At 33.0% G+C, this 13352-nt stretch carries 11 protein-coding genes; 6 read left to right on the top strand and 5 right to left on the bottom strand.

The window, feature by feature from the left end; genetic code table 11:
• Nucleotides 1-92 precede the first annotated feature (92 nt).
• The 3 genes from pepF to JJD95_RS04495 form a co-directional block, all read right to left on the bottom strand.
• On the bottom strand, nt 93-1892 hold the full coding sequence (gene pepF / locus JJD95_RS04505) for an oligoendopeptidase F (protein ID WP_291640791.1): 1800 nt from the start codon (nt 1890-1892) through the stop codon (nt 93-95).
• A gap of 159 nt (nt 1893-2051) precedes the next feature.
• Nucleotides 2052-2888 carry a YjjW family glycine radical enzyme activase gene (locus JJD95_RS04500; protein ID WP_291640789.1) on the bottom strand — a complete coding sequence of 279 codons (837 nt, stop codon included), beginning with the start codon at nt 2886-2888 and terminating at the stop codon, nt 2052-2054.
• Nucleotides 2881-4374 (bottom strand): YjjI family glycine radical enzyme, encoded by a 1494-nt coding sequence (locus JJD95_RS04495; RefSeq protein WP_291640787.1) that lies wholly within the window; start codon nt 4372-4374, stop codon nt 2881-2883. The genes JJD95_RS04500 and JJD95_RS04495 overlap by 8 nt, the downstream gene beginning before the upstream one ends.
• A gap of 292 nt (nt 4375-4666) precedes the next feature.
• Between JJD95_RS04495 and JJD95_RS04490 the strand changes: the two genes are divergently transcribed.
• From JJD95_RS04490 to JJD95_RS04475, 4 genes are all read left to right on the top strand, one after another.
• On the top strand, nt 4667-5029 hold the full coding sequence (locus JJD95_RS04490; protein WP_291640785.1) for an HsmA family protein: 363 nt from the start codon (nt 4667-4669) through the stop codon (nt 5027-5029).
• Between the two features lie 173 nt (nt 5030-5202).
• Nucleotides 5203-5682 carry an NAD(P)H-dependent oxidoreductase subunit E gene (locus tag JJD95_RS04485; protein ID WP_291640783.1) on the top strand — a complete coding sequence of 160 codons (480 nt, stop codon included), beginning with the start codon at nt 5203-5205 and terminating at the stop codon, nt 5680-5682.
• A 32-nt stretch (nt 5683-5714) separates the two neighbouring features.
• The gene (locus JJD95_RS04480; RefSeq protein WP_291640781.1) at nt 5715-7610 is read left to right on the top strand and encodes an NADH-quinone oxidoreductase subunit NuoF; all 1896 of its coding nucleotides are present in this window, start codon (nt 5715-5717) and stop codon (nt 7608-7610) included.
• Between the two features lie 21 nt (nt 7611-7631).
• Nucleotides 7632-9401 (top strand): NADH-dependent [FeFe] hydrogenase, group A6, encoded by a 1770-nt coding sequence (locus JJD95_RS04475; protein WP_291640779.1) that lies wholly within the window; start codon nt 7632-7634, stop codon nt 9399-9401.
• Between the two features lie 91 nt (nt 9402-9492).
• On the opposite strand, the gene JJD95_RS04470 is transcribed toward JJD95_RS04475, so the two are convergent.
• Together JJD95_RS04470 and JJD95_RS04465 are read right to left on the bottom strand one after the other, a co-directional pair.
• Nucleotides 9493-10425, bottom strand: a complete 933-nt coding sequence (locus JJD95_RS04470) for an alpha/beta hydrolase (protein WP_291640777.1) — start codon at nt 10423-10425, stop codon at nt 9493-9495.
• Between the two features lie 374 nt (nt 10426-10799).
• Nucleotides 10800-11174 carry a hypothetical protein gene (locus JJD95_RS04465; protein ID WP_291640775.1) on the bottom strand — a complete coding sequence of 125 codons (375 nt, stop codon included), beginning with the start codon at nt 11172-11174 and terminating at the stop codon, nt 10800-10802.
• A gap of 236 nt (nt 11175-11410) precedes the next feature.
• On the opposite strand from JJD95_RS04465, the gene JJD95_RS04460 reads away from it, so the two are divergent.
• Nucleotides 11411-12013, top strand: coding sequence for a flavin reductase family protein (locus tag JJD95_RS04460; RefSeq protein WP_291640773.1), 603 nt, complete (start codon nt 11411-11413; stop codon nt 12011-12013).
• Between the two features lie 98 nt (nt 12014-12111).
• Nucleotides 12112-13352: IS3 family transposase (locus tag JJD95_RS04455; RefSeq protein WP_291640771.1), on the top strand; the 1241-nt coding region annotated here is incomplete at its 3' end.

Genomic DNA, 13352 nt, shown 5'->3' with positions numbered 1-13352 from the left:
TATTTTATATTTGCAAAAGATTAGAATTTCTTAATTGAATTTCTTGTGTAGAGTTCTTATTGCAAGGCACGCAGAAGATATTTCATACTATCTTATATCTCTTTCTCGAGCATCGCTAGTAATTCATCAAATCTTCTTATAGTATCCTCCAAAGGTTTCGGAGTCGACATATCTACCCCTGCCTTTTTAAGTAAATTTATTGGATAGTCACTTCCACCACTTTTTAGGAATCCCTTATATCTTTCTACAGCACTTTCGCCCTCACAAACAATCATTTTACTGAAAGAATTAGCTGCTGCAAAACCTGTAGTATATTGATACACATAAAAATCATTATAAAAGTGAGGTATCCTAGACCATTCCATGTCTATTCCCTCATCTACCACCATTTCCGGTCCAAAATACTTTACATTTAGATCGTGATATATTTTACATAAATCCTCTGGTGATAATGGATTACCCTCTTCTATATTTTCATGAGTTACTTTTTCAAACTCTGCAAACATACATTGTCTAAACACTGTAGTCCTTATACCCTCTAATTGCTGGTTTATTAAGAACAACCTTTTCTTCTTATCTGTCTCATTTTTAATTAAATAATCTATTAATAAACATTCATTAGTTATGGATGCTACTTCTGCACAAAATAGTTCATAATGCGAATATATATATGGTTGATTCTTCTTTGAGTAATAAGAATGAATGGAATGCCCCATTTCATGAGCAAGAGTAGATACATCATTCAACTTATAATTATAATTTAGGAGTACATATGGCATGCTATCATAACATCCCCAGGAATAAGCCCCTGTTCGTTTACCCCTATTCTCAAATACGTCTACCCAACCTTCACTAATTCCCTCTTTAAATATATCTAAATATTCTTTGCCTAGTGGTTTTATACCATCTAATACAATTTTAACACCATCCGCATACTCAATATGGTCTTCCCCCGCATCCACCATTGGCACGTATAAATCATACATATGAATTTCATCAAGGCCTAGCAGTTTCTTCTTAAGGCTTACATATTTATGAAGAGAGGATAAGTTGTTATTTATAGTATCCACAACATTACTATAAACCTCTAGTGGAATATTATTCGGTTTAAGTGAACTTTCTAATGCACAGGAATAATTCCTTGTTTTTGCATTAAATATAAAATTCTTAATTGAAGATGTTAATGAAGTTGTTAAAGTATTTCTAAACCCATTATAAGTCTTAAATAATGCTTCAAAAGCATCTTTTCTTACTCTTCTATCCTTTGATTTTATAAAACTGCTGTAATTTCCTTCTGTTAATTCAATCTCATTACCACTTTCATCCTTTATACTTGGAAATGTCATATCTGCGTTTGTAAGCATTCCAAATATATTTCCTGGTGCATTTAAACAGTCGCTAACAGAAGCTAAAAGTTTTTCTCCCTCTACACTTAAGATATGAGGTTTTTGCTCTAAAATATCTTTTAAATAGAACTCATATAGCTTAAGTCCTGGAAGTCTTTTAATCGCATCATCTACAGCCCCATCTTTTAATGCTAATAATTCAGGAACGAAGAATGCCGTGATACTAGAAAACTCTGCTGCGTAAGAATCGATCTTATTTTTAAGGACTTGGAACTCTGCCTTAGCTGTATCCTCATCCGCTCTCAAATGTGCATATACAAGTAGTTTATCTAGAATTCTTTCAATTTCTACACTGCTTTCTAAAAATGATAATAAATCTTCAGCCTTTCCAAGTTTCCCTGAAAAACTTTCCATTTTTGGAGCTTTGAGTTTTAATATTTTAAAATCCTCTTCCCATGATGCAGAATTTGTATACATTTTATCAACTTTCCACTTAAACGTACTTTCTATCTCATCTCTAGTCTTAAGCTTTTGAACTTCATTCATTAAAATACCCTTCTTTCTTTATAAATTTATAGTATTCCCAGTTATCTCTAAATAAAATACAAATTTTAAATAACATATTATAACTATATTATCATATAACTTACAGGAAATCTACAAAGTAAAAACCTCACATTTTGTGAGGTTTTTTAGTTTATATAATCATACTATAACCACATTTCTACAACCATTATTCTCCGCTATCTTCACCAGTTCCTTCATGGTTTCATCCTTAGGTGTATAACTATTTATTTTATCAGTTCGTACACCAATCTGCCTATATTTTATAAGTTTATATCTTATATCGGGATTTAAGCTCACCATAAGTTTGCTAATTTCATCTACATTATTATAGTTGTCTAGAATTTCTGGTACAATAACCGTTCTAATTTCATAAATTTTATTTAACTTAGCTAAATATTTTACATTTTCTATTACAGTATCATTTCCCATGCCCGTAAGTTTCTTGTGCTCCTCGTTATTATAGGATTTTATATCCACCATTGCCATATCCATAACATCCACTAGTTCCTTATGTTCCCATAATGGTACCGACCCATTAGTATCTATAAAACATGTTAAATTCATTTTTCTAACTTTCTTAAATAAATCTGTTAAAAACTCACTTTGGAGGGTGCACTCTCCACCTGAAACTGTAATTCCAGATATAAAAGATTTATTCTTGTCTATTTCACCGATAACTTCGTCTACAGTCATATTAAGTGCTTTAGGGGAACTGTTTCTTTTGCAAATTTTTAAACATTCATCACACGTGCTACAGGCCTTGGGGTTCCACACAATGTTATTAGCTTTAATTTTAAGAGCATCATAATGGCAAACACTTAAACACTCACCGCAACTATTACAAACATTTATAGTCTCTGGGTTATGACAATAAGAGCAGTTAAAATTGCACCCTTGTAAAAATATAGCTGTCCTATTACCTGGCCCATCCACAGAGCTAAAAGGTATAATTCGGTTTACTAGTCCCTTAATCATTTTTTCTTATCTTTCTGTCTAGTACCCTTTGATTTAGAGCTGCCCCAAGTCCTAGTGCTACTGTATCCTGTAATACCTGCTCTCCCTTTTGTAATTTTTCCATCTCTGATCTTTTAACAAGATATCCAGTAATTCTTATTACGTCACAATCAGTAGAATATGCTGAAAAATATCTCATTTTCTGTTTGAAAGCACCTTTAATAATATCTAACACATAACGCGGATTAGCTTTAACAGTGCTATCAAAATTAAATATATCGCCTATTCCTGAAGGAAAGAATTTATGAAATTTAGCTGCCTCTACTATATGCTGTAAAAGTTCAGGTTCATCCCCAATTGGAATTCTACATCCTGGGCTTATTCCCATATCAGAATCAATTCCCACTTGAGCATGTAATAAATATTTTCCTTCAAATACACTACAGTTAGGATCATTATATTTATTAACCTCTGTTTCTAATTTTTCAATAATTCTATAGCCTAAATTATTTGCTACCTCGCTATGCCCAAATCTATTTTCTACTTTTGATGCATCAATAAAATGATTCACACATTCAGCAAGTCCAAACATACCAAACATACCCGTGAAATTACCTTTACTAATTAACCCCTCTTTTACTAGGAAATTCGTCTCAAAGAACCCGCTTTCCTCCACTATAAATCTGATTCTCTCCTTCATATAACCCGCCATTTTCTCTACTGCATCCGGTAAAATGACATTTATAAATTCATCTTCATTTTCTGTTTTTACGCTAAGTCCAGCTAAATTCAGTCTAGATAACGTATAACTTCCACCACCTATAGTAAGTCCATTATAACAACTTGCTATAGCATAATTTCCATCAAACTCGTCAGTAAACATTTCATGATTGGCAAAACTTGGTTTTGCAGTTATTAAAGCAGTATTAATTGCATCAATAGCAAAATCATCTGGTGTAGACGTACTATATTTTAAAGTTAGGTTAGGAATTGCATTTTGCAGTTCTCTTTCCGCTCTTAGTATTAATCTCCCTGCCTTACTGTCATTTGGTCCTATATTAGCATGACAAAAGGAATCTGTTATGGTTCTATCTATATGTGTTAAAAATAATTTTATCGCATGAAAAGCCTCTTCTTCATTTATTATAAAAGGATCCAAAAGAGTATCAATATTTCCTATATATACTGGAAATGAAGTAATTGATGGTACATGTCTGTACAAAATCAACAAACTATTTGTAGCCTCCCAAATATCCACGGGCGCCGTAAGTCCTAAAAATTCGCTTCCATTTTTCATAAATTTTTCGTAATCAGGTACTATATATCTAGGCCTATATGGTGCATGGCCTTCAAAAAGATCACAAATTATACCCTCATCACGAAGTTCCTGAGTCTCCTTACTAATGTCTAGAACGTCTATGCTGTTTTCCGCTGCTCTCGCAAGAGTAAGTACCTTTTGCTCATAAGTTAGTTGCCCATTTTTAATAATTTCTAAAATGTTGTCCATTGTAACACCATCCATTTAAATTATTTTAACCACATTTCAAAATGGGTTGTTTAACATATAATTATGTGAATTTATTATATGCTGTTAATTATATTTTATATCCAATTCATATCTTTTGCAAAGGTTTTTTTCTTGTACTCAACAATAATTATTCAAAAGTAAAATCACGTAAATCTTTCCTTATATTTACAATTTTCTTGTGATGTGATATTGTCTAGTTATTCCATAATATGTATTTAGGCATAGTTCATATGATAGTTAGCACTATCTAATTTTTTAGGAGGGGTGTAAAATGTTAGTTTTTTCAATAATTCTAATAAATTTAGCATTTATTATTTATACGATTTCTATTTTAAATGAATTCAAACGAAGGACATTGCTAACTTGGCATACCATTATGTTTTGCGTAGGCTTCATTTTTGATATGGCTAGTACTATTATAATGTACAATCTTGCTGGAAGTAAGACAACAATTAGTTTACATGGTATGTTGGGATATCTTGCATTAGTGATTATGCTAATTAATGTCATTGGATCTGTGATTATATTAAATAAAAAAAGCAAAAATTTGTTAACTCAATTCTACAAATTTAGCTTGTTTGCATGGATTATATGGGTAATTTCTTTTATTTTAGGTATGCTTAACCACATGTAAAACGATAGAAGTCGCATTTAGGACTTCTTTTTTTTCTATATTAAAAACACTAGGATATTATTTTGCAAATTGGAAACACTATTAGTTGATGTTTGTCTAAAATGCATTGGGATATATAAGCAATAAATCTAATATATACCCCTATTATTATTAATAGCAAGGAGGGTTGTATTGTGTGCTCAGAAAACTTATCTAATGAGAAATTTATAAAGCTAGAAGATTTTATAGAAACTGTACCTAATGACCGTAGCTCTCTAATTGAAGTCTTACATAAAGCGCAACAAATATTTGGCTACCTACCTGATGAAGTTCAGGATTTTGTTGGAGAAAAATTGCATGTACCTACTGCTTCAGTATACGGTGTTGTAACTTTTTACTCATACTTCACTACGATTCCTAGAGGGAAATATGTTATAAATGTATGTACTGGAACCGCTTGCTTTGTGCGAGGGGCAGCAGATATACTCGGTGAATTTGAAAGAAGGCTCAATATATCTGCTGGAGAAACTACCCCGGATAAAAAATATACTATTGAAACTCTTAGATGCATAGGTGCCTGCGGACTTGCTCCAGTGGTGACTGTTAACGGTAAAGTTTATGGTCATTTTAAAACCAATGATGTAATTAAAATTTTAGAAGAATATTCAGAATAAGTACTTAAGAAAAAAGCGAGGAGGATTTAACCTTGAATAAAATAAATTCTTTTAAGGAACTTGCAAAAGCTCATGAGGGTTTCACTAAACTATTAGACCTTAGAAAATTTTCTCATAAAGAGGAATTAAGTGTGGAACACACTAGATGCAACCGTGATATTTTAGTTTGCGGTGGGACTGGTTGTATGTCTTCTGATAGTGCACTTATTATTGATAACTTGAACGCAAAAATCAAAGAAGCAGGCCTGGGCCAAGAAGTAAAGGTACATATAACTGGTTGTTTTGGTTTTTGTGAAAAAGGTCCTATTGTTAAAATAGAACCTGATGATGTATTTTATGTTCAAGTAAAACCGGAGGATGCAGAAGAAATAATACAGCAACATTTACTTAAAGGTAACGTAATCGAAAGATTGTTATACGAAGAACCAACACTAAAACAAAAGGTTAAAAGGCAAGATGAAATGTCCTTTTATAAAAAGCAGTATAGAATTGCACTTAGAAACTGTGGACTAATAAATCCAGAAGATATACGAGAATCAATAGCCGAAAAAGGTTACATGGCCCTTGGCAAAGTTCTTACTTCCATGTCTCAAGATGATATTATTGATCTAATCTCAGATTCTGGGCTTCGAGGACGTGGAGGTGGTGGTTTCCCTACAGGCAAAAAATGGTCTTTTGCTAAGAGCTATAAAGCAGCTCAAAAATATATTATATGTAATGCAGATGAAGGCGATCCTGGTGCTTTTATGGATCGTTCCATACTAGAAGGCGATCCTCACAGTGTGTTAGAAGCCATGGCTATCGCTGGATACGCTATAGGTTCCTCCATTGGTTATATATACATTAGAGCGGAATATCCCTTAGCCATTGATAGACTTAAAATAGCTATTAATCAGGCCCGCTCCTATGGTCTTTTGGGTAATAATATTTTGGGAACTAACTTTAACTTTGATGTGTACTTAAAATATGGTGCAGGTGCCTTTGTTTGTGGAGAGGAAACTGCTCTTATACAATCTATTGAAGGATATCGTGGAGAACCTACTAACAAGCCCCCCTTCCCAGCTGAGAGTGGTCTTTGGAATAAACCAACCTCCGTTAACAATGTAGAAACCTTCGCCTTAATACCTGCAATTATAAATAATGGTGCAGAGTGGTTTAGCTCCATAGGAACTAAAACTTCTAAAGGGACTAAAGTTTTTGCTCTTGCAGGAAAAATAAATAATGTGGGACTCGTCGAAGTTCCAATGGGAACTACACTCCGTGAAATCATATACGATATTGGTGGAGGCATTAAAAACGGACGTGAATTTAAAGCAGTTCAGACTGGCGGACCTTCTGGGGGATGCATCCCTGCCTCTCTTTTGGATACTCCCATAGACTACGAATCCTTAAATTCCATAGGCTCCATGATGGGCTCCGGTGGAATGATTGTAATGGATGAAGATAACTGTATGGTGGATATTGCAAAATTCTATCTTCAATTTACTTTAGAAGAATCCTGTGGTAAATGTACTCCTTGTAGAATAGGGAATACTAGATTATATGAAATAGCTGAAAAAATAACAAAAGGTACTGCTACAGAGAGGGATATATCTAATATAAGGGAGCTTGGTAATATTATAAAAGATACTTCTCTTTGTGGTCTTGGCCAAACATCTCCAAATCCTATTCTAAGTAATTTAAAGTATTTTGAAGAAGAATTTAATGCTCACGTAAGAGATCATCACTGTCCTGCTGGGGTATGTAAAGACTTATTAATGTACCACATTACAGATAAATGTATAGGTTGTACCCGTTGCGCTAAGATTTGCCCTGTTACCTGTATAAGTGGAAAAGTTAAAAAGCTACATGTTATTGACCAAGATAGATGTATTAAATGTGGTTCATGCTATGAAGCGTGCCCAGTAAATGCCATAATACGAAAGTAATACAAAAGAGAGGTGATAAATTTGAACTCAGTAACTTTAACTATAAATGGTATAGAAACTAAAGTAGCAGAGGGTACTTCTATACTAACTGCTGCGGAAAGTCTTAATATTCATATACCAACACTATGTCACTTTAAGCTCCATGATGACAGAACTATAAATGACCCTGGCTCTTGCAGAGTATGCGTTGTAGAGGTGGTAGGTCGTAGAAATTTAGCTCCTGCATGTTCCACTCCTGTAACTAACGGTATGGTTGTAGTAACAAATTCCATTAGGGCTATAAAATCACGTAGAGCAATAGTTGAGCTCTTTCTATCTAATCATCCTAAAGAATGTTTATTATGTGAAAAAAATCTTCAGTGTGAGCTTCAATCGCTAGCTGCAGAGCTTGACATTCGAGAAATTAAATACGAAGGTAAAATGTCCCATTATGAGGTAGACAACTCAAGTTATTCTATTATTAGAAATTTAAACAAATGTATTTTGTGCCGGCGTTGTGAAACTATGTGTAATGAAGTTCAAACCTGTAATGTTTTGTCTGGAATTAATAGAGGTTTTATAACCAATGTAGCTCCTGCTTTTAATGCACCTTTAGCCGAAACCAACTGTACTTTCTGTGGTCAGTGTGTTGCTGTATGTCCAACTGCAGCATTAACGGAAGTACATTTCATGAACAATGTATGGGACGCTATTGCCGACCCAGATAAAATTGTGGTAGTGCAAACCGCACCAGCCATAAGAGCTGCTCTTGGAGAATCCTTTGGTTTAGAACCTGGCACTCTAGTTACTGGTAAAATGGTATCTGCCTTGCGTGCTCTAGGTTTTGATTATGTTTTTGATACAGACTTTGCAGCTGACTTAACTATAGTGGAAGAAGCTAGTGAACTTGTACATAGGCTAGAACATGGCGGTACGCTTCCTATGCTCACAAGTTGCTGCCCAGCATGGATAAATATGTTAGAACATGACTACCCTGAAATGCTAGATATTCCTTCAACTTGTAAATCCCCTCACCAAATGTTTGGCGTTATAGCCAAAACATATTTTGCAGAAAAAATGAATATTGATCCAAAAAAAATGATAGTAGTATCTGTTATGCCTTGTCTTGCCAAAAAATATGAAGCTGCAAGAGATGAACTAAAGCATGATAATTTAAGAGATGTAGATATTGTAATATCCACTAGGGAACTGGCAAAAATGATAAAGGAAGCAGGTATTGAATTTAACTCTTTAGAAGATGATAATTTTGATGATCCATTAGGGGAATCCACCGGAGCTGGAGTTATTTTTGGGGCTTCCGGCGGAGTTTTAGAAGCTGCTGTCCGTACTGCTTATGAGTGGATTACAGGTGAAACTGGTCCTGCGTTACAATTCCACTCCATTAGAGGGCTTGAAGGTACCAAAAAAGCAACTATTAAGATAAAAGACATGAACGTAAATGTAGCAGTAACCAGTGGCCTAGGTAATGCCAGAAAATTACTTGAATCCATAAAAAATGGTGAATCTACCTATCATATAATCGAAATCATGGCATGCCCCGGTGGTTGCATTGGTGGTGGGGGGCAACCCTATATTTACGGTGATAGTGATATACTTCAAAAGAGAATAGATGCTATATATAAAGAAGATAAAAATAAAGCAATAAAAAAATCCCATGAAAACCCTTCTATTCTAAAGCTTTATAACGAATACTTAGGAGCACCTTATGGAGAAAAAGCTAAAGATCTCCTTCATACTCATTATGTTAATCGTAAGTATCAAAAGATGAAAAAATATGAACCTAGAAAATAAAACATCAAATTTAAAAGAGGCGATGACTAGCTCATCGCCTCTTTTTATCTACAATGAAATTGTTTCATCGTGACCTTGTATTTTTATTAAACTATATATTCACATGCAGATTAAGCCACTTTATTATATCTAAAATTACTTCTTCCTTATTAATTTCATTAAGAATCTCGTGTCTTCCATCTTTATAAAGCTTATAAGTTAAATCTACGATTCCATGTTCTTTATAAGTATTAAAAAGTTTTAAAACACCCTTACCATTTTTCCCCACGGGATCTTTTTCCCCTGATATAATATATATTGGCAACCCTTTTGGGACCTTCGTAATTTGCGTATTGTCAGCTATACTTTTAATTCCACCTAAAAAATCATAAAAGAATCCTGCTGTGAAAACCGTACCACAGAATGGGTCGTTTATGTATTTATCTACTTCTTTGTTATCCCTACTGAGCCAATCAAAAGCTGTTCTATTTGGCTTAAACGAATTATTATAGCTTCCAAAAGATAATTTATCTAATTTATTACTTTTGCCACTTCTTCCTATTTTTCGGATTTCTCCTTTTGCTATTAGTCTAGCTATATCTATAATAACTCCCTGCTTCCCGCAAGATCCTGAAAGAATTGCACCCTTTAATTCGCTTCCATATAAACATATATATCTTTGTGTTAAGAAAGATCCCATACTATGACCAAATAAAAGTATAGGCAAGTTAGGATTTTCTTCTTTTATTATCTTGTTTAGTCCATGCATATTTTCCACCATTGAGTTAAAGCCATCCTTACCTAATTCCCCTAGTTTCTCAATTGTACCGGCAGTCTTTCCATGACCCCTATGGTCATTTGCGTAAACAATAAACCCGTCATTTGTGAGTGCTCTTGCAAACCCTTGATATCTTGCTGCTGTTTCAGCCATTCCATGGGCTATCTGAACTATACCCTTAACTTGCACCTCCACATTCGGTAACCATCTGTATACAAATATCTCTAAATCACCCTTGTCCATAAAACTAAAGTTTTCTAATCTCATAACTTCATCCCCCTATTGGTTCCTTTATAACAATAATTTTATAGTAAACTAAGAAAATATCACACACACTAATTATACCTTATCCATGATTTGTAAAGCTATCAAATAAATATTGTTTTAAATATTTTTCACATTATATTCATCATTTTTGTGTTTTATTCACATTATTTTAAGTTGTAAACTCAAAATACAAAAAACCACACCGTATAAATCTATTATTCATAGATTTATTAGTGTGGCTCTCATTTCTCATAGCTATATTTCGTATTTACTCTCGTTTTAAATTATAGCACTAAAATATATATTTGCAAAGTAAATTATTAAAATTTTAATACCAATATTACACTAAAATATATTTTTTAACATATTACACCTTATTCATCTATAATTTTATAATCTGCTTCTATATATTTATCTTCATCATAGAATTTCTCTGATTGCCCATAAACTTTAACACTGGTTTCTACAGCATTTTTAGTAATATATTTTACAGCATATATAGTACCATCAATAGTTTTATCTACTAGCACCGCGGTTACTGCTGCAGTTATTTTTGTAGTTTTACCTACCACTTTTGAAGCAATTCTACTATATTTCACTGTATCTTGCGCTAATTTATTCTTACCTGAAATTTCTGCTATAGTAGATATAATACTTCCTGTTTTTTTAATACCATACTCAGCGGTATTCCCAACTATCTTCCCCGTGCCATATATTATTTCACCTAATATTGTCATAATTATCACCATACCTATATTTTACTTTGCCATAGTCTATGGTCTACATTCCCTATGCCGTATGCCATATTACTATTATACCATATTACTTACAAATTATTAATTACAACCACTCCTTACAATGATGAATATCCTCTAGCTAACATTTAGTTGTATAAATCTTTTAAGGTATTGTATAATGAGTAATGTTATACAACAGAAAAATATTTTAACTATATATGTTAAATATACGGGAGTGAAGATAATATATGACAAAAACTATTTTTAAAGGAAGTGCAATGCTAAATCCTGTCCCTGTAGTATTAATTACCTCAAAAAATAAAGAGGGAAAAATAAATGTATTTACAGTAGCATGGATAGGAATGGCTTGTACAAAACCACCAATGATAACTGTAGCCATAAAACCTGAAAGGCTTTCATATGAATATATAAAAGAAAGTGGTGACTTTGTAGTAAATCTCCCTAATTCTAAAATGGTTAGAGAAGTTGATTACTGCGGTGTACGATCTGGAAAGCAAATAGATAAAATAAGTGAAATGAATTTCACAACTGAGGACAGTAAAGATGTGTCTGCTCCTTTAATTCCTCAATGCCCCGTATCTCTAGAGTGCGTGGTTAAGAGCATTACCCCTCTGGGTACCCACGATTTATTCTTAGCAGAAATTGTAAATACCCATGTAGATAATAATTTAATAGATACTAATGGAAAAATTCATTTTGAGTTGGCAGATCTTATTACTTATTCTCACGGCGAATATTTTAGTGTTAATTCCAAACCCCTAGGCAAATTTGGTTATTCTGTTCAGAAAAAAAACAAGAAGGCACAATCAAAAAATAAAAAGAAAGCCTGATCTAAACTGGTACCTATAGACTAGGCACTTAGAAAAAAAGTGTTTGAGCTGTAGGTGCTTTTTTTGTATAATTAAATACATAGTGAGAGGTGGTAATTATGAGTAAAGTTTTATTTTCAAAAGCAGGTATATTAGCGCTCCAAAAAAATAAAAATGTCCTTAATGTAAGTAATAAAGCCATTACATATACAGATGACTTTAAACGCTTATTTATTGATGAATATATGTCAGGTAAATTACCAAGGGATATTTTTAAGGAAAATGGCTTTGATGTGGAGATCATTGGAATGATACGTATTAATCAATCTGCATTTCGCTGGAAAGCACTGTATAAAGCAAACGGGATAGTTAGATTAACTGATACTAGAAAAGAGTTTTCAGGGCGTCCTCTAGTTCGAAAATTAACACCACAAGAGATAATTGAGAGGCAAGAAGCTAAAATTAAGTTACTTGAGGCACAGGTAGAATTGTTAAAAAAATTAGACGCGAAAGAAAGGCTGGTGGTACAAAGAAATAATAAAATTATGTCTAGGGATGCTTTTAAAATTATTGAAGAGATTATTCAAAAATATACCTTTAAAAATTCAATCAGGTACTTATGTGAATTATCAGGAGTATCTAGATCTGGATACTACAATTATCTTGCTTCAAAGGATATACAAATAGAACGCGAGAAGAGTGATATAAGACATAGAGACTTAATATTAAAAGTATTTACTAGGAGAGGATATAAGAAAGGTTCTAGGTCTATTAAAATGATTTTGAAGAATGAATTTAATATTATATATAGTCTAAAACGTATCCGTAGGATTATGAATAAATATAAAATAGTGTGTCCTCACAGAAAGTCAAATCCATATAAAAAAATTGCTAAGGCAACAAAGGAACATTGTGTAGTAAAAAATATTTTGAATCGTGAATTTAAGCAGGCTACGCCTGGAAAAGTCTTGCTTACTGATATAACATATTTACAATATGGTAATAGTAAAACAGCCTACTTATCAACAATTAAGGACTCTTCAACAAATGAGATATTAGCATATAAAGTATCAGATAGAATAACACTTGATATAGCGTTAGATACAATAAAGTATCTTGTTAAGACTAGACGTGTATCGTTAACAAAAGATGCATTTATTCATTCAGATCAAGGTAGTCATTATACAAGTCCAATATTTCAAAAGCTGCTAAAGAAATACAAATTAGCACAGTCTATGTCTCGTAGAGGTAACTGTTGGGACAACGCTCCTCAGGAATCATTTTTTGGACATATGAAAGACGAAATAGATATAAAATCATGTTCTACATTTGAAAATATTAAGAAAATGATTGATAAGTA

Origin of the sequence: Clostridium sp., assembly GCF_016650035.1 — a bacterium.
Lineage (GTDB): Bacteria > Bacillota > Clostridia > Clostridiales > Clostridiaceae > Clostridium_AD.
This window is presented reverse-complemented; position numbering and strand designations above follow the sequence as displayed.

Bases quoted from the DNA above. Each gene is read 5' to 3' on its own strand.
- pepF (WP_291640791.1), bottom strand. From the start codon at position 1,892: ATGAATGAAGTTCAAAAGCTTAAGACTAGAGATGAGATAGAAAGTACG.
- JJD95_RS04500 (WP_291640789.1), bottom strand. From the start codon at position 2,888: ATGATTAAGGGACTAGTAAACCGAATTATACCTTTTAGCTCTGTGGAT.
- JJD95_RS04495 (WP_291640787.1), bottom strand. From the start codon at position 4,374: ATGGACAACATTTTAGAAATTATTAAAAATGGGCAACTAACTTATGAG.
- JJD95_RS04490 (WP_291640785.1), top strand. From the start codon at position 4,667: ATGTTAGTTTTTTCAATAATTCTAATAAATTTAGCATTTATTATTTAT.
- JJD95_RS04470 (WP_291640777.1), bottom strand. From the start codon at position 10,425: ATGAGATTAGAAAACTTTAGTTTTATGGACAAGGGTGATTTAGAGATA.
- JJD95_RS04465 (WP_291640775.1), bottom strand. From the start codon at position 11,174: ATGGTGATAATTATGACAATATTAGGTGAAATAATATATGGCACGGGG.
- JJD95_RS04460 (WP_291640773.1), top strand. From the start codon at position 11,411: ATGACAAAAACTATTTTTAAAGGAAGTGCAATGCTAAATCCTGTCCCT.